We start from the raw sequence: 18,349 nt of genomic DNA, 5'->3' as shown, positions 1-18,349 counted from the left end.
TCACGTACAAGTAATGATAAGGCATTCCGTTGAACCGATTCACAAACATGAGATACGAGGTGAAGATGTTGAAAACCGCAATATGGCTGTATTTGTTTATGTTTGTCGCCTTTTTCGATCTCCATGCACAATACCCCATCTTGTCGCCGTTCGCTATTTCTCTCGGTGCCGTCCCATCCTTCATTGGACTTATATTAGGTGTGTATTCCATTACTCATCTTCCCGGAAACCTGCTGGCAGGCTACGGTGTCGATAAGTATGGCAGCAAACGGTTTATTGTGTTTAGCCTGATTGTAGCAGGTATCCTGCTATTAGTTCAATCCCGTGTTACCGATCCGTGGCAGCTGCTCTACATCCGATCGGTCAGCGGCTTCGTACTGGCCTTCCTGTCGCCTGCTTGCCTATCTATGCTCGCCAAAATCGCCAAGGATAAGGTGCAGCAGAGCAAGCTGATGGCAGGCAACGGCTTCGTTCATACGATGGCCTCCGTGCTGAGTCCGGCTGCAGGCGCTTATCTGGTAGCCAAGCTGGGCTTTGTCCAATCGTTCAACCTTCTCGGGTGGCTTCTTATTATTACCGGGGTATTGGCGATATTCGGCGTTAAAGAACCGGCCTATCGGGAAACTTCCCTGGCCGCATCCATACATGGACACGAAGCTCTTCCGGCCTCAACGGAAAACGCAGACCCATCCGTTCAGGACATCGGGAAGCAAGGGGTCCCTTGGCTGTTTTTTGGCATTCCTCTCGCACTCTCCTGTTCACAAGGGATTTTATTTTTCGAGCTTCCGCTTATGAAGGAAGCGAGCCAATCGATTCTGACTTCGGGAATTTTGTTTTCTCTAGTCAGCCTTGGAGCGCTGGTAACGCTCAGCATGCTGTTTATTAACCGGATCTCGCCTTTTCTGCGAACCAGCATGGGGAGCCTTGCATTGGCCTTTATCTTTTTCGGCATGTCCGTGAATTGGCCGATTCCCCTTCATGTCTCTTTATTCATGATCGGCATGGCCAAAGGAGTCATATATCCATCCATCGCTTCCTTGCTGGCTGCTCTTTCAAGCGCCAAGCGGTACGGCCGCATTTTTTCATTTTTATCGATTTCCTATTCTATCGGAGCTTTTATAGGACCCATTGTTGCCGGACATTGGAGAAGCCATACTTCCCCGTTCTTTATGGCGTTCCTCTGCCTGATGCTCGCTCTCTGTCTGCTCCCCCTCAAGACGTTCAAACCTGTCGAGGCCTGATAATCATCTCTCCACTACATTTACCGCCTAATACGCACCCACATAATTTGCCGTAAATGGGTCAACGCACAGACCTTCCCCCCTCTCCTACATACTATAAATCATGTCAGGAGAGTACTTTTCAGATTGAGGGGGTGAATTCAATGGGAGGAGTCGGTGAAGTAGGAGGCATCTGGACTTCCACAGCTGTAATCCTGGTCCTTTTCATTCTTTTGGTCATCGTTCTGAGAGGCTGCTTTTATTAATTTTAAGTAACATGGCATACCAACCGTCCGATAAGGACGGTTTTTTCTTTTTTGTTTCATTGTCATTAAAGCGGGGTAAAGCAAGGTTAGGATCGAGCATGTGTTTCAGCTTAAGGGGAGGGAATATTCCACATGGATTAAATTTCCACACGGGGACCACCCCAAAAGAAGAAATGCTTTCGAACGTTTGTAATTGAGAATTCGCAAGGAGGAGGTGAAAGTATTCGATGCAGGAGCCTACCGGCCATTCAAACCATTTTTCAGGTAAAGATAGGAGTGAACCATTCATGAAGCCAGCTGTCTTTAAAAAGACGGCGCAAGTAACCGTATTGATGATGCTCATCTCGGCATTACTGCCCGTTCTAGCTTTTGCGGCAACCGGTTTTAAAGACGTGACTTACCGCAACGGCACCGTTTCCGGTTCGGTCTATTCCGATGTATACAGCGTGAATGCGCAGGTGTACCTGTATGACCCGAACGGAACCTATGTAGGTACTGCCAACTCCGCTACATATAGCGTATATGAGGGTGTGTACACTTACAATTTCTCTTTGTCCAACGTTCCTTATTATCAATATTTGAACCTGCTGGAAAAAGTAACGGATTCCGTCTATCATACGGTTTATAACACGACCGGCAGCAGCGGAAGCGGCAGTGGTAGCCACGGCGGCGGTGGTGGCGGCGGATATATTCCATCCGGACCGAGCATCAGCGTTCCTTCCGATGGATCTATCGACGCTAATACGTTGAAAACCGCGCTGACTAACAACGACGTTGTTGAATTGGTATTGAGCGGCGACATTGCCCTCATTCCAGCCAAAGCTCTAGTTGATTTTGTAGGCGACAAGAATAAAGCGCTGAAAATCACCGGCAGCAAAGGAACTTATACGCTTCCTATTTATGTACTGAATTTGAGTGACCTTGCAAGCAAGCTTTCCATTACGACGGACGACATGTTCATCAAAGTGGGAATCAAAGCGGCAAGCGACACGAACGTAAGCGACATTAAAGCGGCTGCAGCTGCATTAGGCGCTACTGTAGCAAGCGATTCCGTCGACTTTACTCTGGAAGCCGTCGGCCAAGATGATAAATCCCAAGCAATCGACCTGGGCAGCAACTACATCAGCCGTACGATTTCACTTGCAAAAGCAGTTGATTCTTCCAAAGCAACTGCCGTTGTATTCGATCCAACCAGCAAAAAGCTCAGCTTCGTGCCTGCTTTGTTCTCTTCTTCGGAAGACAGCAGCGTAGCTACAATCAAACGCAACAGCAACAGCATTTATACTGTTATTGAATTGAATAAAAGCTTTGCAGATAGCAAAGGCCATTGGGCACAATCCTACATCGATTTACTTGCTAACAAGCTCGTCATTGACGGTGTTACTGACACGACTTTCGAGCCTGAACGCAGCATCACCCGCGCAGAATTCGCAGCATTGGTCGTTCGCGCATTGGGTCTTGACCAAAACACAGGAGCAAGCTCCTTCAAGGACGTAGCTTCCACAGACTGGTTCTCCAGTGTCGTTGCAACAGCTGTTAATGCTAAAATCATTGATGGCTACGAAGACAACACCTTCAGACCGAACCAGCCTATCAACCGCGAAGAGCTGGCTGCTATGGTAGTACGCGCACTGGCTTATGCAGGCGCTAAACCGGACGTATCCTCGGATCGTCAAGCACAGCTGCTCGCTAAATTCAGCGACTCGAACCAAATCGTTTGGGCTCAGCAGGAAATGGCCGAAGCTATCGAGGCGGGCATCGTAGACGGCATGACCGATACGACTATTGCTCCTACGAAACAAGCTACTCGCGCACAATCTGCTGCAATGCTGAAACGCTTGCTGAGGAAAGCGAATTTCATTAACTAGGCACCAGTTTTCTCCACTCTCCATTTCTTCTCTATGAAATAAGACGGCCTGACACAATGTCAGGCCGTCCTTTTATTTCCGCTGAGGAATGTTTACATTCGGATACATCTGCTCATCTCTTTTGGTACAACGGGTAATCCACATTGCCGGGTACTTCAATCAACAGCAGACGCAATCCTGCTTCTGTCTTCACCGTAACCTCGGACGCATGTCCGGAATCGGCTTCCAGCACCGAAAAGTCTCTATGGTGAAATGCCGCCGGTTCCCCTGCCCCGGTCCACTCCCCATCGCCGCGAACCGCCAGCGCTGCCAGCGTGCGTCCTGCAGAGAGAGTATGAGAGTAGGCTTTACCCGTGGCAAGCTCTACGTCCCACATACACGCATCGGCAACCAGCTGAACAGGAGCCCCCTCACCTATCACCGTTTTGACGGTTACCCCATCCGATACGGCAGCCGGGAAATGCTCGTGATCATATTGATGATAAGTCGGCGTACGCAGCAAAGCTTCCTTAATATAAGGCTCGAACCAGATCTGAAACCCTTCCGAATCAGGACCGATAAACCGTTCGCTATGGGAAACCCCCGACCCGGTCTGCATGACTTGCGCCCCTCCGGCTGCCACTCGGCTCTGTGTACCTAATGAGTCGGAATGCTCAGCATGACCATGAATCATGTACGTAATAATTTCAAAAGCCTGATGGGGGTGCATCGGGATATACCCTTCTTCCGGCGCATGCGCCCATGCCCAGTAAAATAACGGACCGATTCGCTTTACAGCCGAGCCTTCCCCCGGAAACCCGATAGGCTTCAGCTCCGTAATCTTCCCTCCGTCAAACGCTCCCTTTGCCTGCTTAGCCGGTGGATAAATCGTCAGCTTCATTAATAACCCCTCCTATTCAGACTAACCACAACATGTCGAGTAATAAACTTACTATTTTATAGTTGCTAATTACATTATAAGTGTTACCTCTTCTCTCGTCAATCCTTCTCCGGCGCAAGCCCTTGCCGAACCCTCGCCCCTTCATGATCTGAAAGCGCAAATTTCGACATTTCCTGGGAAATTATATGATGCCCCGCTTGGAACCAGTGACAAAACTGGATATACTACAGAAGAAGCCGATTTCGGAGAGCAGGAGGATGGCGATGAGTATAGCGATCATTGTAGAAGGCAAAAACGACAAGAGTAGACTGCGGCGGCTCTTAATGGAGGAAGTGACGATTCTGTGCACCTTCGGCTCTTTAAATACCGATCGTCTGGAGGATTTAAAGAAAAAGGTCGGTACCAGCGAGGTCTATCTGTTCACGGACAATGATTCCTCAGGCAAAAAAATCCGTGCGATTCTAAGAGATACGTTCCCCGACGCAGAACAAATTTATACCAGACGGGGCTATGCTGGAGTGGAAGGCACACCGGATGAATATTTAATCCAGCAATTAGAAAAAGCCGGTTTGGAGGAGTACATTATATACCCGCCCCAGGACCCGGCTCTGAATTACCCGACATCGTTATAAAACGCATTGATTATATAACCAGTACCTATGCAATGAACTTCATTAGATAGATGACCATAGTCACTGTAAAAATACTGAAGATAGTAGAAGAAAATACGACTTGAGAGGAAAATTCCGGTTCATTATCATACTCTACGGCAATCAGCACGCTGCTTAAGGAAGTCGGTACAGAGCAGGATAGAACCAATGCCTGTGCCATAATCCCATGGATGCCCATCAAGCAGACGATGGCAAATCCGACCGCAGGCCCAACCAAGAGCCGGAGCACGTTCGACAGCATCACATCGGACAGCTTGAGCTTCCATTTCATGCTGCCCAATTGAACGCCAAGAGTTATCAATGCTGTTGCTATGAAGGCGTTGGATACATAATTGATCGGCGCATAAACCGGTTCCGGCACAGGAATATGAAGCCAGCGCATGATGAAGGCGATCGGTATCATATAAATGACCGGCAGAGAAAAGATGGTCTTCAGCGTCTGTCTCGTATCCTTTTTATGAGCATTAACGCTGTAGATACCATAGGTATTCGGCAGCAAATTTTGCATCATCATAATGATGATTTGGATCGAGAGTGTGAACGCATCTCCGACAAAGACCAGTTGGTTAAGCGGAATAGCATAATTGGCGCTGTTATAAAAAATAACGCTGTTGCGCATCGCCGGTACCATCCCGCCCTGATAGCCCCTCATACGGATAACGATTTCAACCAGAATGAACATGGCAATGAAAAACAAAGCGAAAAAAGCAAGCGTTTGGACCAGAAGCCCAAACGTCAGCGTCGATTCGTATAGCATTTTAAAGACAAGTGCTGGCGAAAATAAATAAAAATTAAGCTTGGATAATGTCTTGATGTCCAGCTTGAACGCCCGGTATAAAATAGCTCCCAATGCGATCATGACCGATAGCGGGATTACGTTGTTCATTAAGATATGTGTAAAGTATGTCATGCCTTGACTCCCTGCTGCCTTTCTACTCTTTGCTCAATGTGATCATATCCTGAACAATTCGGTCGATATTAAGATCTGCGTCGTTGCCGTTGTAATACGTTCTTAGATCCCCTTTTTTGTCTACGAGAAGAATGACATTATTATGAGTAAAATTGCCCTGCTGATCCTTCACAACCATCACGCCGAACTTGTTAGCCAGATCCATCGTGGCCGCTTCATCTCCGCGCAGGAAATACCAGCCCTTCGGATCGGCATGATACCGTCCCGAAAATTCCTTCAGCTGAGCGATCGTGTCTTTGGTCGGATCGAATGAGATGGATACGATGGCGGTTTTATCCCCAAAGACGCCTTTCTTGATGAGCTCATCTTGTACCTTGGACAGCGAGTACGTAGTAGGAGGACACACGTCCGGGCAGGTAGAGAAGAAGAAATAAACAAGCTTCGACTTGCCTTCAAGATCCGTCAATCCGACCTGCTTGCCGTCGATGTTTTCGAGCTTGAAATCAGGCGCTTTTTTGATGACGCCCATTTTTTCTTCCTTTCCTTTTAACAGCATGTAGCTGAACGTTCCGATCATGGCGAGAAGTATAACCATGACGATAATTTTGAATGCATTGCTTTGGGCTTTGGCGTTCACCTTCGGACTCCCTCTTTTCTCAAAAAAAATATCCCATGCTGCCATGGGATTAGTACTTGCCTATCACCTAAACTCCCGGTGGTACATTATCCTTGCTTCACTGTTGTAATGACCATGATAATGAACATCAGCGTCAAATAATTGATGGAGTAAATGAACGTTTTTTTCGCCCATAGCACTTCATCCTCCGCTTTAAATCCTTTCATGGAGAGGAATGCCCAATACAAGCCCATAACCGCTGCTGCGATGAAAAAGAACACATTGACGTAGCCGTAAACGTAAAGCAGCAGAGATACCGGAACCAGCAGCACGATATAGCGCATCATACTGATTTTGGTCACATAAGTGCCTCTAACAACCGGCAGAAGCGGAAATCCCGCTGCACGGTACTCCTCCATACGACGAATACCGAGTGCCCAGAAGTGCGGCGGCTGCCACAAGAACAAAATACCGAACAAGATCAACGCCCCGGCATCAAGGGTCGGATGAACGGCACAGTAGCCGATGACCGGAGGCATTGCACCGGAAAAGCTGCCGACAAAGGTGCTCCAAACCGAGGTGCGCTTGAACCATGCGGTGTAAATCCATACGTAGACGAACAATCCGATCATGCCGAGCAGCGCAGACATTGGATTAACGAGAAAGAATAATCCTGCCAGGCCGATAACTCCCAAGATAATGCCGTAAGCCAATACCACTTGAGGAGATAACTTGCCGGTTGCAAGGGCACGCTTCTGCGTACGGGCCATTTTAACATCCATGTCACGGTCCAAGTAGTTATTAAGCACACAACCGGAAGCCATAACCAAAGCGGTTCCGATCATGGTATACAACAATTGCAGCCAATTGACATTCCATCCGGATGCAACCCAGAACCCGCCGAATGCCGTAATGGAATTAGAAAAAATAATTCCCGGTTTGGCTAGCTGAACGAAATCTCTCCAAGTAACGGGATCATGTTGAGTGGTTTCCAGTTTTGTTTCCGACGCAGCTGCTATTCCCTCCGCAGGAAGGTCTAGCCTTAATTGCTCTTCCACATTTATTACCCCCTTAAAGTTTTCCCGGAAGAAAACTTATATGTTCAAACAAAGATGAAGGAGGAACCCAATGTCCTCCGATTTGTCTATTTAATAATATCAACACGGGACCGGTTTGACAACAAAGCAGACCCCGAGTTCAAAATATTGTCGATATATAAACTTTAAGCTCCTTATTAATTCCTGTGCAGGAAATCATCCGCCGTTGAAAAAGCAGCCTTTATCCGGGCGATGTAAGCCTCCAAAAAGCTTCTCCCAGGCTTCGAAGCGGATTCAGATGCTTAGCAGGAAGCCCTGAATGTCAAAAAAGAGTCACATTCGTGACTCCAGATTGTCGATATTTCTACCTATTGTTCTTAGTATTTCCTACTATTATTTGCGTATAACTAAAGGCTCGGCTGAAAATATACGACTTCGTGAAAACCTCCAGGCCTTTTCCAGAAATTCCTGAACCTCATATCCTTTAAACCCCAGCACGGAGACCAGAACGCCCAACCGGCAGGAACGGCTTACCCCGTAAAATAAAGAAGACATACGAGGCGCGGGCGCAGCTAATCCGGTTATTTGGTCCAAATATTCCAGCAGAGCCTCCGCGAAAGAGGCATCCGCCTCCTCGCTGAACACATACAGGGTTCCGTAATGCGTGTAATTCCCCCAGCTGCCGATGCCCTTCAATGACTGTACGCTCGGTTGTATTCTCTGCCTTCCGCAAAAAATCCATTCATCGTCGTAATATACGTGGAATTCGTTCTTATACTGTTCATATTCGAACAGCTCTCCCCGGTGTGTCCGGCCGGGGCAAACCATCTCGGAGGCAATCAGCGTCGAGGACTTTTCCATCCGAACCTCGGTCAAGCTGTTAAAGCAAGCGTCTTTATACAGCATCAGCGGCTCCGGCATATACTCGACATAGCTGCCCTCCATCAGATGAAGCTTCTGGGTTTGCCGGCTCGGCTCGTGCAAACCCTGACCCTCCGCATCTCGAAACCTGGGATGTACCTTGGTATAGGATTGGTTCGTTACATATACTTTGGTGTTCTGGCCAAAGCGCCAATCCAGCTCGTAAGCATCACCGGACATAATGCCCGGCGACGCGTCCATGAGGTAAACCCCGAGCTGTCCTTCGTCAAACGGAAAGGCCTTTGCGATCTTCAGCGGATATGAATGATACCGGTCTCCGAGCCGCGTGACACCATTCACATCGGTGAAGGATGCAGACACACGGCCAGTTACTCTAGGCATGACGATATTCCTTCTCAATCCATTGCACGATCTCGTCCAGACCTTGCCCGCCGAACAAATTGGAGAATACAAACGGCCGTTCGCCGCGCATTCTAAGCGTATCCTCTTCCATTACAGCCAAGCTCGCTCCGACATAAGGAGCCAAGTCGATCTTGTTAATGACGAGCATGTCGGAACGGATGATGCCGGGCCCCCCTTTGCGGGGGATCTTCTCTCCCTGCGCCACATCGATAATATAGATGAAGCGATCCACCAGCTCCGGACTGAAGGCTGCGGCCAGATTATCCCCGCCGCTTTCAATGAAAATGATGTCCAGATGGGAGAAGCGGGCTTCCAGCTCCTCAATCGCTTCGAAATTCATCGATGCATCCTCGCGTATCGCGGTATGCGGGCATCCTCCGGTTTCCACCCCTATAATCCGTTCCGCAGGCAAAGCCTCCGACCGAATCAGGATATTGGCATCTTCCTTGGTATAAATATCGTTAGTAATGACGGCTATGCTGTATCTGTCGTTCAGCTTGCGGGCCAATCGCTCTACCAGAGCCGTTTTGCCCGAACCAACAGGCCCTCCGATACCGATTCGCATCGGGCGCTCCTGACGGTCACGTTGCGGTGTTTCCCATTGGTGGTGATGATGATGCGTTCCTCCTTGACACATAGACAATTCCTCCTTTTAAATGTTGAACCTGTTTTATTGAGAGCTAACGGCTATGACATAAACAATCGTGAATAGAGAGATTCGTGGCGCATCATGGCAATATCGGCTGACGGGGTATTGGAATAACCGTCATCGAGCACATCCAAATGGCTGACTTCCCGCCAAGAACGCGAGATCACAGGAAGCAGCTGCCCAAGCAGGCGCTGGCCCTCGGTTTGGCCAATGGACATCAATCTCAGCCCGCTGTTAATAGAAGTCATTGCACATGTATACAAATACCCTTCCGCCGCCATATCGAGCGGTACCTTCAAATGATAAGTGACCCATCCGTGAATCAGCGGATGCGTACCAAAGCAATGCTTGGCTCGAATCGCTTCCTGCAGCGGTTCCCAGGGCAGCTCAGGATGAACGGCTTGAGCCAGCTGACTCAAACGGCGCCCCATTTTGAGCACGCCTTCCCTCGTTTCAATCGCGATACGCTGAACATGCTGCATTCGGTCGACCTTCCAAAGCGACGGCCAAGCCTCCTCAGGCGCATACTGATAAACCGCTTTGACCGCAAGAGCATCTACAGGAGCCCAGCTATGCTTCAGCATCGTTTCAATATATTCGCGAAGCTGCTCCGGCCGTTGAACCATACCCAGCTGCACCAAAGTTTCTAATCCAAACGAGTGCGAGAAGCCGCCGATTGGGAGCGCAGAATCAAGAAGCTGCACATAAGAGAGCCATGATGGCGTAGAAGAGTCCGTCTCCATTCGTGGTTCCTCCTCCCGAATCCTAGTTACTTCATTATTTAAAATAAAAAGTACCTTTGGGCCATCGGAAGCACATCCGCCGGCTCGCATGTGATGACCTTGCCGTCCACCTTGACTTCATAGGTTTCAGGATTCACCTCTATTCCAGGGGTTTCGCCGTTATGAATCATATCCTTCTTGGTAACGGAACGGCAGTTTTTCACCGGCTCGACCCGCTTTTGCAGCCCTAGCTCGTTGTGTACTCCCTTATCAAAAGCAGCCTGGGAAACGAAGGTGATGCAATGCTTCAGTGCTTTGCCGTAGGAACCGAACATGGGCCTGCCGAATACCGGCTGGGGAGTCGGAATGGATGCATTGGGATCTCCCATTTGGGCATAAGCGATCATCCCCCCTTTGAGCACCAGCTCGGGCTTAACCCCGAAGAACATGGGGCTCCAGACGACCAGATCGGCGAGCTTCCCAGGCTCGACGGATCCTACAAGATGCGCTACCCCATGGGTGATGGCCGGATTGATGGTATATTTGGCAATATAGCGTTTAATGCGGAAATTATCCTGCTCACCCGCTTCGCCGTCATCGGCATTCGCTGCCTGAAGTTCATCCGGCGACGGCAAATGCCCGCGCTGCTTCTTCATCTTATCCGCCGTCTGCCACGTACGGAGAATGACCTCCCCTACCCGGCCCATGGCCTGGGAGTCCGAGCTCAGCATGCTGAACACACCCATATCGTGAAGAATGTCTTCCGCGGCTATCGTCTCCGGCCGGATCCTGGAGTCTGCGAAGGCGACGTCCTCCGGAATTCGGCTGTCCAGATGATGGCACACCATCAGCATATCCAGGTGCTCCTCTACCGTATTAATCGTATACGGCCGGGTCGGATTCGTGGAGGACGGCAGCACATTGGACTCCGCCGCTGCCTTGATGATATCCGGGGCATGGCCCCCGCCGGCACCTTCCGTGTGGTACGTATGAATGGTACGGCCGCCTATGGCTGCCAGCGTATCTTCCACAAAACCGGATTCATTCAAGGTATCGGTATGAATGGCTACCTGAACGTCAAAGCGGTCCGCAACCCGAAGGCAAGCGTCGATAGCCGCCGGCGTGGTTCCCCAGTCTTCGTGCAGCTTTAACCCGATGGCTCCCGCCTCTACCTGTTCAACCAGCGGTTCAGTAAAGGCTGCATTGCCTTTACCGGTGAAGCCGAGGTTCATCGGAAACGCTTCAGCCGCCTCCAGCATCCGATACATATGCCACTTGCCCGGAGTACATGTCGTGGCGCTCGTTCCCGCCGCAGGTCCGGTACCCCCTCCTATCATGGTGGTCACACCGGAGGCCAGGGCCGTTTCGATCTGCTGGGGACAAATATAATGAATATGAGTATCAATACCGCCGGCCGTTACGATCTTCCCTTCCCCCGCTATCACTTCCGTCCCGGCTCCGACGATCATGCCGGGATGAACGCCGTCCATGACATCGGGATTTCCCGCCTTGCCGATAGCTGTAATGATCCCGTCTTTAATCCCGATATCGGCTTTTACGATCCCCCAGTGATCGATGATAACGGCATTGGTTATCAGCGTATCGAGGACGCCTTCGTCCCGGGTATGCCGGCTCGATTGTCCCATACCATCGCGAATCACCTTACCGCCGCCGAATTTGCATTCATCTCCATATACGGTATAATCCTTCTCAATTTGAGCCCACAGCTCCGTATCGGCCAACCTTATGGAATCTCCGACAGTAGGACCGAACATTTGAGCGTAAGCGCTACGATTCATTAGCACCATGCGGTTGCGTACCCTCCTTCCATGCTTCCAGCCTCCGACCGACCTCTTCAGGCATCGAACCGTTCACAGCCTTGCCCTGAGATAACCCGTTCAGCCCGAATGAAAGCCTGTCACCCCCCAATTCCACAAGCTGGACCGGCTTCTCCTCTCCGGGCTCGAACCTTACAGCCGTACCGGCCGGAATATCAAGCCTCATGCCGAACGCCTTCTCCCTATCAAAGGAAAGACCCCGATTCACTTCGAAGAAATGATAATGAGAGCCGACCTGAATAGGTCTGTCACCCAGGTTGGTGACGATAAGCCGCACAGCTTTCTTTCCTTTATTCAGCTCCATGTCCCCTGAACGGACACGATACTCGCCAGGAATCATTCTCTCGCCTCCTTCCGCTTATACCCTATTGGGTGATGTACGGTCACCAGCTTCGTACCATCGGGAAAGGTCGCTTCGACCTGTACCTCGTGAATCATTTCCGGCACACCTTCCATAACTTGCTCAGCGGACAGCAGGGTCGTACCATACTGCATCAATTGAGCCACGGTCATCCCATCGCGAGCCCCTTCCATAATCTCCGAAGTGATCAATGCGATGCTTTCCGGATAATTCAGCTTCACACCCCGCTGCAATCTTCTCCGGGCCAAGTCAGCCGCTACGGTAATAAGCAATTTTTCTTTTTCTCTTTCTGTTAAATGCATAGGTAGTACTCCTCCCCAAGATCTTGTGTCATATTACATAACATAAAAACACGAATATTCGGGAATCTTTGCCTTTATTATATTCGCATTTTCATATCCTGTAAACTAAAATGTTAGTTTTTATAACAAAACTCAGTTCACATTTTACGACTATCCACATATAACTAACTCATAACCAACATATTCTCATTGTTTTTAAGTACTAAAACACGAACATAAGGCATTATAAAATATTTTGTGTAAAGTATATTGACATTTAAGTTACACGCGAACTATGATATGTCATGTGAGAAATGTTTCCACATACAAAACATAGCCATTGGAATCATGAATCACCCGATGGGCCAGCCCAATCTAGAAAACCATACTGAATCATTAGAGGCAGGCTTTCGACCAGGTATGAAAATTGAAAAGGAGTGGATCGTCATGAAATTAAAGAGAAAAGGAATTCCCGTACTTATGGCAGTCTGTATGTCAATTTCGGCATTGCTGGCCGGATGCGCTACCGAAACCAAGCCGGCCGCCTCCCCATCCTCAACCCCAGCAACCGCCAGCTCAGATGCAGGAAAGGATGATACCATTCCGGTCGGTATTCTGCATTCCCTTACCGGCACCATGTCTATCAGTGAGGTTTCCGTAAAAGATGCGGAGCTGATGGCCATCGAGGAAATTAATAAGGCAGGCGGCGTCCTGGGTAAGCAGCTCAAGCCGATTATCGAGGACGGAGCGTCGGATTGGCCTACCTTTGCAGAGAAAACGAAGAAATTGCTGCAGAAGGACAAAGCGGCCGTCATCTTCGGCGGTTGGACCTCGGCTAGCCGCAAGGCTGTGCTTCCTGTCGTAGAGCAAAATAAAGGACTCTTCTTCTATCCGGTGCAATATGAAGGGCTGGAGGCCTCCCCCAATATTTTCTATACCGGGGCAACGACGAACCAGCAAATCGTTCCTGCTGTAACCTGGCTGCTGCAAAATAAAGGCAAAAAGTTCTTCCTGCTCGGTTCCGACTACGTCTTCCCGAGAACAGCCAATAAAATCATCAAAGAACAGTTGAAGGCCGAAGGCGGCACTCTGATCGCAGAAGAATATACACCGCTCGGACATACGGATTACAACACGATCATCAGTAAAATCAAGAAAGAGAAGCCGGATGTCGTATTTAATACATTGAACGGGGACAGCAACGTAGCCTTCTTCAAACAGCTGAAGGATGCGGGAATTTCTTCCAAGGATTTGACTACCTTGTCCGTGAGTGTTGCGGAGGAAGAAATTCGCGGTATCGGCGCATCTGTTCTGGAGGGTCACTACACGGCATGGAACTACTACCAAACGACGGACACGCCGGAGAACAAAAAATTCGTCGAAGCCTATAAAGCGAAATACGGCAAAGACCGTGTGACGGATGATCCGATCGAGGCAGGCTATTTCGGAGTCTATCTGTGGGCTGAAGCCGTGAAGAAAGCCGGCAGCGTAGACGTGGATAAAGTCAAGGAAGCTGCCAAAGGCATTGAGTTCAGCGCGCCGGGCGGCAAAGTCAAAATTGACGGAGACAACCAGCACGTGTACAAAACTGTGCGCATTGGCCAAATTCAGGCGGACGGCATGATCAAGGAAGTATGGAATTCCGGCCAGCCGGTGAAGCCCGATCCATTCTTAAAAACCTACCCTTGGGGAGCAGAGGTAACCAAGAAATAGTCGCAGACTTTGTCGGGGAATGAATCGAACTTGGAATTTGAAAACGGGGCTGCCCCCTTTCCAGCGGGCGGTCCCCCGTTTTATGACGGAGGATGAGACCAATGAGCTTACTGCTATTGCAATTATTTAACGGCGTTTCGTTAAGCTCCATTTTGTTACTGATCGCTCTCGGTCTGGCAATTACGTTCGGATTAATGAACGTCATTAATATGGCACACGGAGAGTTCATCATGATCGGCGCTTATATGGCTTACACAATACAGCAGCTGTTTCAAAAGTTTTTGCCTGCTTCGGCGTTCGGATGGTACTTTGTCTTGTCGCTCGGCGTGGCGTTCGCGGTCGCATTCGGAATCGGCTGGCTGCTGGAGGCTGTCTTGATCCGTTACCTGTACGGCAGACCTCTTGATAGTTTGTTGGCGACCTGGGGCGTCAGCCTGGTTCTGCAGCAGATAGCCCGGCAAATTTTCGGAGCCCCCAATGTGGCCGTCAAAGCGCCGGAATGGCTGGAAGGAGGCTTGGCCCTCACCCCGGATCTGATGCTCCCCTACAAGAGGCTCTTTATTATCGGCCTTGTTATTGTATGTATCGCCATTATCTATTTCTACCAATACCACACCCGTGGCGGGCGCAATATGCAAGCCGTCATGCAAAACCGCAGCATGGCCTCATGCCTTGGCATCTCGACCCGGCGCGTCGATGCTCAAGCCTTCGCGTTCGGCTCTGGGATGGCAGGGATCGCCGGGTGTGCGTTAACGCTCGTGGGGCCGATAGGACCTACCATTGGCACCTACTACATCGTGGATGCTTTTATGGTCGTCGTTCTCGGAGGAATCGGGAAAATCATCGGTACGGTCGCCGGAGCGCTCGGGATCGGGGTGCTAAACACCGCATTCGAGTACACCACAAGCGCAACTATCGGGAAGGTCATCGTCTTCACCCTCATCATCGCCTTCCTGCAGTGGAAGCCTTCGGGGCTGGTCACCATCAAGTCCCGCGCTTTGGATTGAGGAGCTTTACGAAGTAAGTTTCCTTACGGAAACTCAGCGAGTGCTTACGAAGTAAGTTTTGCTTACGCAAAACCAAGTCTATGCTTTCGAAGTAAGTTTGCTTACGCAAACTCAGCGAGTGCTTACGAAGTAAGTTTTGCTTACGCAAAACCAAGTCTATGCTTTCGAAGTAAGTTTGCTTACGCAAACTCTCAGGAGTTGATACCATGACCATTACCAACACAAAAATGAAAATCGGAATCACTGTCATCCTGTTAATTCTGATGATGGCAGCGCCCATGTTTTTATCCGAATTCCGCTTGTCGCTGCTGGGCAAATTTCTAGCCTACGCCATCCTGGCTATGGGGCTGGACCTGATCTGGGGCTATACCGGCATATTGAGTCTGGGCCACGGTGTGTACTTCGGGCTCGGTGCCTACTGCATGGCTATGCATCTGAAGCTCGTCGCTTCCGAAGGAGGGCTTCCCGACTTCATGTCGTGGAGCGGTATCGACAAGCTCCCCTGGTTCTGGGCACCGTTTCATTCCGCGGCAGGCGCCTTTCTTCTCGCTTTGCTCGTCCCGATGGCCGTCGCTTTCATCCTGGGCTATTTGACCTTTCGCAACCGAATTAAGGGCACCTTCTTCTCGATCTTGTCGCAGGCCCTTGTTATCATTACCGTTACCCTTTTCGTAGGCCAGCAAGGATATACCGGCGGGACTAACGGATTGACCAATTTCAATACGTTTCTCGGTTTATCCGTAGCAGAGCATTCCACTAAGCTTGCTTTGTATTACGTTACCGTCGCCGTAGTCATAGGCACTCTTCTCTTATGCCTCTGGCTGGCAGGGACCCGGCTCGGCAAAATTCTCGTAGCCATTCGGGATGCGGAAAACCGTGTTCGTTTTATCGGATATAATCCGGTTACGTACAAGGTGTTCATTTACTGCTTCTCTGCAGGGCTTGCGGGCTTGGCCGGCGTGCTGTTCGTGCTTCAGGAGGGCATTATTTCTCCTGCGCAGATGGGCATCGTTCCTTCCATCGAGATGGTGCTGTGGGTCGCCATCGGCGGGCGGGCTTCCATCTTCGGGGCTATTCTTGGGGCTGTCATTACCAACACGGCCAAAACCACCTTCAGCGAAGCTTATCCCGAATGGTGGCCCATTATTATGGGAGCCATGTTTATTGTCGTCGTGCTGTTTCTCCCCCAAGGCATCGTCGGTACCTGCAAACAGTTTGCTGCCAAGAGAGGATGGTTTCAGGCGAAATCCGATTCCGCCTCCCCTGCTTCGACGCCGCTGGTATATTCAGGCTTGGAGCCCGAAGCGAACCCGCTCCAAAAATAAACCGAACCTGCAGCGGGACTCAAGCCGGTTGCACAGTACGCTGCACCGCATACTATGAACTTGTTGTGCGCTGAGGCCAGTGTTCTTTTGGAAAACGATAGCCGTAAGCCTTCGACTTCGGAAAATCTAAGGAGGTCTTAAAACCATGATACAATCTTCAGCAAGAAAAGAAACGGCAGCCGATCTGGTCCGTGTCGAACAGCTAGAGGTAGACTTCGATGGCTTCAAGGCGATCCGTGGTCTTGATTTCTCCCTGCAGCCTGGAGAACTGCGATTCCTCATCGGTCCGAACGGTGCCGGTAAAACGACCCTGCTGGATGTGCTGTGCGGCAAAGTAAAGCCCTCCAGAGGAAAAGTAGCCTTCAAGCATATGGATCTGGCCAAGTACCAGGAGCATCAGATAGCACAGCTCGGGATCGGAAGAAAATTTCAGGCTCCATCCATCTTTGTCACCTTGACGGTTCTGGAAAATTTGCTGCTTTCCATGCGCCAAAAACGCGGTCTGCTGAGCTCGCTGATTACGAAAACGACTCCGGAGCAGCGTGACCGCATCAAATATTACATGCAAATGATCGGTCTTGCCGAAAAAGCGAAGCAAGTCGCCGGCTCCCTTTCCCATGGCGAAAAGCAATGGCTTGAAATCGGGATGCTCCTGATCCAGGAGCCGGAGCTGCTGCTGCTTGATGAGCCTGCCGCCGGAATGACGGACAGCGAAACGGAGAAAACCGGCGAGCTGCTCCACAAAATCAGCAGCCGGCAAACGGTGATTGTCGTCGAGCATGATATGGAATTCGTTCGGAACTACGCCAAAACCGTTACCGTTATGCATGAAGGCACGGTGCTTCGGGAAGGCACAATGGAAGAAATTCAAAATGACGCCAAGGTAGCCGAGGTCTACTTGGGGAGACGGGGTGAACGCAATGCTGATGCTTAATGCAGTGGAAGCCGCCTACGGCGAAAGTATGATTTTACGCGGCGTCAGCATGAAGGTTGAGCCAGGCCAGGTGGTCTGTCTGATGGGCCGTAATGGCGTAGGCAAGACGACGCTGATGAAGACGGTGATGGGGCTTATCAAGGCCAAAGGCGGCAGCCTCTCGTACAACGGGAAAACGATAACCGATTCCCCCCCGGACCGACGCGCCAAGGCAGGAATCGGCTACGTACCCCAAGGGCGGGACATTTTCCCTCAGCTGACCGTAGAGGAAAACCTGCTGCTCGGCCTGGAGGCCGCCGTGACTCGAAAGCATACCATCCCCGAATCGGTCTATGAAATGTTCCCTGTCTTATGGGAAATGAGACGACGCAAAGGCGGAGACTTAAGCGGCGGTCAACAGCAGCAGCTGTCTATCGCCCGCGCCCTTGTCGGAGAGCCCGAATTGCTGCTTCTTGATGAACCGATGGAAGGTATTCAGCCGTCTATCGTGATGGAGATTGAACAGGTTATCGAATCGATCAAAGCCCGCAGGGAAATGTCGGTTTTGCTGGTTGAGCAAAGCTTGACCTTTGCTACGAGCATTGCGGATTACTATTATGTGCTGGATAAAGGCACTATTGTAGCCGAGGGCGGTTCAGCGGATTTAAGCGAAGATCAGGTGAAGAAGCATCTGGCCGTATAAAATCAACCGCACGCGGCCCTGTACCCCGGTTCCATCCCCCTCAACTTCCCTGCTGCAGCTTTATCAGGATTTCGATGGAGATCAC

19 protein-coding genes are annotated in these 18,349 nt (G+C 50.2%); 9 read left to right on the top strand and 10 right to left on the bottom strand.

What is annotated here, in order from left to right; translation table 11 throughout:
• Nucleotides 1-68: 68 nt before the first annotated feature.
• From ABEA66_RS03965 to ABEA66_RS03955, 3 genes are all read left to right on the top strand, one after another.
• Nucleotides 69-1,241: an MFS transporter gene (locus tag ABEA66_RS03965; protein WP_345586345.1), complete on the top strand. Its 1,173-nt coding sequence runs from the start codon at nt 69-71 to the stop codon at nt 1,239-1,241.
• A 143-nt stretch (nt 1,242-1,384) separates the two neighbouring features.
• On the top strand, nt 1,385-1,486 hold the full coding sequence (locus ABEA66_RS03960) for a sporulation protein YjcZ (RefSeq protein ID WP_225948327.1): 102 nt from the start codon (nt 1,385-1,387) through the stop codon (nt 1,484-1,486).
• A gap of 287 nt (nt 1,487-1,773) precedes the next feature.
• Complete coding sequence (locus ABEA66_RS03955; RefSeq protein ID WP_345586224.1) at nt 1,774-3,354, top strand: S-layer homology domain-containing protein; 1,581 nt, start codon at nt 1,774-1,776, stop codon at nt 3,352-3,354.
• 112 nt (nt 3,355-3,466) lie between these two features.
• Here the strand turns inward: ABEA66_RS03955 and ABEA66_RS03950 are convergent, their stop codons facing one another.
• Nucleotides 3,467-4,234, bottom strand: a complete 768-nt coding sequence (locus ABEA66_RS03950; RefSeq protein ID WP_345586222.1) for a pirin family protein — start codon at nt 4,232-4,234, stop codon at nt 3,467-3,469.
• Between the two features lie 263 nt (nt 4,235-4,497).
• Between ABEA66_RS03950 and ABEA66_RS03945 the strand changes: the two genes are divergently transcribed.
• On the top strand, nt 4,498-4,866 hold the full coding sequence (locus ABEA66_RS03945) for a toprim domain-containing protein (protein WP_345586220.1): 369 nt from the start codon (nt 4,498-4,500) through the stop codon (nt 4,864-4,866).
• 25 nt (nt 4,867-4,891) lie between these two features.
• On the opposite strand, the gene ABEA66_RS03940 is transcribed toward ABEA66_RS03945, so the two are convergent.
• The 9 genes from ABEA66_RS03940 to ABEA66_RS03900 form a co-directional block, all read right to left on the bottom strand.
• Nucleotides 4,892-5,815 carry an AEC family transporter gene (locus ABEA66_RS03940; protein WP_192703689.1) on the bottom strand — a complete coding sequence of 308 codons (924 nt, stop codon included), beginning with the start codon at nt 5,813-5,815 and terminating at the stop codon, nt 4,892-4,894.
• 22 nt (nt 5,816-5,837) lie between these two features.
• A complete protein-coding gene (locus ABEA66_RS03935; RefSeq protein WP_256865279.1) occupies nt 5,838-6,452 on the bottom strand; it encodes an SCO family protein in 615 nt (204 codons plus the stop codon).
• An 86-nt stretch (nt 6,453-6,538) separates the two neighbouring features.
• Nucleotides 6,539-7,489: a heme o synthase gene (gene cyoE, locus ABEA66_RS03930; protein WP_079909650.1), complete on the bottom strand. Its 951-nt coding sequence runs from the start codon at nt 7,487-7,489 to the stop codon at nt 6,539-6,541.
• A gap of 372 nt (nt 7,490-7,861) precedes the next feature.
• Complete coding sequence (locus tag ABEA66_RS03925; RefSeq protein WP_079909648.1) at nt 7,862-8,731, bottom strand: urease accessory protein UreD; 870 nt, start codon at nt 8,729-8,731, stop codon at nt 7,862-7,864.
• Nucleotides 8,724-9,389 (bottom strand): urease accessory protein UreG, encoded by a 666-nt coding sequence (gene ureG, locus ABEA66_RS03920; RefSeq protein ID WP_079909647.1) that lies wholly within the window; start codon nt 9,387-9,389, stop codon nt 8,724-8,726. The genes ABEA66_RS03925 and ureG overlap by 8 nt, the downstream gene beginning before the upstream one ends.
• Nucleotides 9,390-9,439: 50 nt before the next feature.
• Nucleotides 9,440-10,144 carry an urease accessory protein UreF gene (locus ABEA66_RS03915; protein ID WP_079909646.1) on the bottom strand — a complete coding sequence of 235 codons (705 nt, stop codon included), beginning with the start codon at nt 10,142-10,144 and terminating at the stop codon, nt 9,440-9,442.
• A 38-nt stretch (nt 10,145-10,182) separates the two neighbouring features.
• Nucleotides 10,183-11,931 carry an urease subunit alpha gene (gene ureC / locus ABEA66_RS03910; RefSeq protein ID WP_345586210.1) on the bottom strand — a complete coding sequence of 583 codons (1,749 nt, stop codon included), beginning with the start codon at nt 11,929-11,931 and terminating at the stop codon, nt 10,183-10,185.
• Nucleotides 11,912-12,301, bottom strand: a complete 390-nt coding sequence (gene ureB / locus ABEA66_RS03905; protein ID WP_345586208.1) for an urease subunit beta — start codon at nt 12,299-12,301, stop codon at nt 11,912-11,914. Before ureB ends, ureC begins: the two co-directional genes overlap by 20 nt.
• Nucleotides 12,298-12,624, bottom strand: a complete 327-nt coding sequence (locus tag ABEA66_RS03900) for an urease subunit gamma (RefSeq protein WP_192703683.1) — start codon at nt 12,622-12,624, stop codon at nt 12,298-12,300. Before ABEA66_RS03900 ends, ureB begins: the two co-directional genes overlap by 4 nt.
• Before the next feature lie 426 nt (nt 12,625-13,050).
• On the opposite strand from ABEA66_RS03900, the gene urtA reads away from it, so the two are divergent.
• The 5 genes from urtA to urtE all read left to right on the top strand — a co-directional run bounded on the left by urtA (nt 13,051) and on the right by urtE (nt 18,264).
• Nucleotides 13,051-14,316 carry an urea ABC transporter substrate-binding protein gene (gene urtA, locus ABEA66_RS03895; protein WP_079909642.1) on the top strand — a complete coding sequence of 422 codons (1,266 nt, stop codon included), beginning with the start codon at nt 13,051-13,053 and terminating at the stop codon, nt 14,314-14,316.
• A gap of 101 nt (nt 14,317-14,417) precedes the next feature.
• The gene (gene urtB / locus ABEA66_RS03890; RefSeq protein WP_079909641.1) at nt 14,418-15,323 is read left to right on the top strand and encodes an urea ABC transporter permease subunit UrtB; all 906 of its coding nucleotides are present in this window, start codon (nt 14,418-14,420) and stop codon (nt 15,321-15,323) included.
• Nucleotides 15,324-15,529: 206 nt separating this feature from the next.
• Nucleotides 15,530-16,648 carry an urea ABC transporter permease subunit UrtC gene (gene urtC / locus ABEA66_RS03885; RefSeq protein ID WP_079909640.1) on the top strand — a complete coding sequence of 373 codons (1,119 nt, stop codon included), beginning with the start codon at nt 15,530-15,532 and terminating at the stop codon, nt 16,646-16,648.
• A gap of 145 nt (nt 16,649-16,793) precedes the next feature.
• The gene (urtD, locus tag ABEA66_RS03880) at nt 16,794-17,582 is read left to right on the top strand and encodes an urea ABC transporter ATP-binding protein UrtD (protein ID WP_345586201.1); all 789 of its coding nucleotides are present in this window, start codon (nt 16,794-16,796) and stop codon (nt 17,580-17,582) included.
• Nucleotides 17,569-18,264 (top strand): urea ABC transporter ATP-binding subunit UrtE, encoded by a 696-nt coding sequence (gene urtE, locus ABEA66_RS03875; protein ID WP_345586199.1) that lies wholly within the window; start codon nt 17,569-17,571, stop codon nt 18,262-18,264. Before urtD ends, urtE begins: the two co-directional genes overlap by 14 nt.
• The last annotated feature ends 85 nt before the right edge of the window (nt 18,265-18,349 follow it).

The organism is Paenibacillus vulneris (assembly GCF_039543185.1).
In the GTDB taxonomy this organism is placed as follows: domain Bacteria; phylum Bacillota; class Bacilli; order Paenibacillales; family NBRC-103111; genus Paenibacillus_S; species Paenibacillus_S vulneris.
The sequence above is the reverse complement of the archived record's forward strand: the minus strand, read 5'-3'. Positions and strand labels throughout refer to the sequence as shown.

Excerpts from the sequence above, each read along its gene's own strand:
- ABEA66_RS03960 (WP_225948327.1), top strand. The coding sequence starts at position 1,385 with ATGGGAGGAGTCGGTGAAGTAGGAGGCATCTGGACTTCCACAGCTGTA.
- ABEA66_RS03955 (WP_345586224.1), top strand. The coding sequence starts at position 1,774 with ATGAAGCCAGCTGTCTTTAAAAAGACGGCGCAAGTAACCGTATTGATG.
- ABEA66_RS03950 (WP_345586222.1), bottom strand. The coding sequence starts at position 4,234 with ATGAAGCTGACGATTTATCCACCGGCTAAGCAGGCAAAGGGAGCGTTT.
- ABEA66_RS03945 (WP_345586220.1), top strand. The coding sequence starts at position 4,498 with ATGAGTATAGCGATCATTGTAGAAGGCAAAAACGACAAGAGTAGACTG.
- ABEA66_RS03940 (WP_192703689.1), bottom strand. The coding sequence starts at position 5,815 with ATGACATACTTTACACATATCTTAATGAACAACGTAATCCCGCTATCG.
- ABEA66_RS03925 (WP_079909648.1), bottom strand. The coding sequence starts at position 8,731 with ATGCCTAGAGTAACTGGCCGTGTGTCTGCATCCTTCACCGATGTGAAT.
- ureG (WP_079909647.1), bottom strand. The coding sequence starts at position 9,389 with ATGTGTCAAGGAGGAACGCATCATCATCACCACCAATGGGAAACACCG.
- ABEA66_RS03915 (WP_079909646.1), bottom strand. The coding sequence starts at position 10,144 with ATGGAGACGGACTCTTCTACGCCATCATGGCTCTCTTATGTGCAGCTT.
- ureC (WP_345586210.1), bottom strand. The coding sequence starts at position 11,931 with ATGGTGCTAATGAATCGTAGCGCTTACGCTCAAATGTTCGGTCCTACT.
- ureB (WP_345586208.1), bottom strand. The coding sequence starts at position 12,301 with ATGATTCCTGGCGAGTATCGTGTCCGTTCAGGGGACATGGAGCTGAAT.
- ABEA66_RS03900 (WP_192703683.1), bottom strand. The coding sequence starts at position 12,624 with ATGCATTTAACAGAAAGAGAAAAAGAAAAATTGCTTATTACCGTAGCG.
- urtA (WP_079909642.1), top strand. The coding sequence starts at position 13,051 with ATGAAATTAAAGAGAAAAGGAATTCCCGTACTTATGGCAGTCTGTATG.
- urtB (WP_079909641.1), top strand. The coding sequence starts at position 14,418 with ATGAGCTTACTGCTATTGCAATTATTTAACGGCGTTTCGTTAAGCTCC.
- urtC (WP_079909640.1), top strand. The coding sequence starts at position 15,530 with ATGACCATTACCAACACAAAAATGAAAATCGGAATCACTGTCATCCTG.
- urtD (WP_345586201.1), top strand. The coding sequence starts at position 16,794 with ATGATACAATCTTCAGCAAGAAAAGAAACGGCAGCCGATCTGGTCCGT.
- urtE (WP_345586199.1), top strand. The coding sequence starts at position 17,569 with ATGCTGATGCTTAATGCAGTGGAAGCCGCCTACGGCGAAAGTATGATT.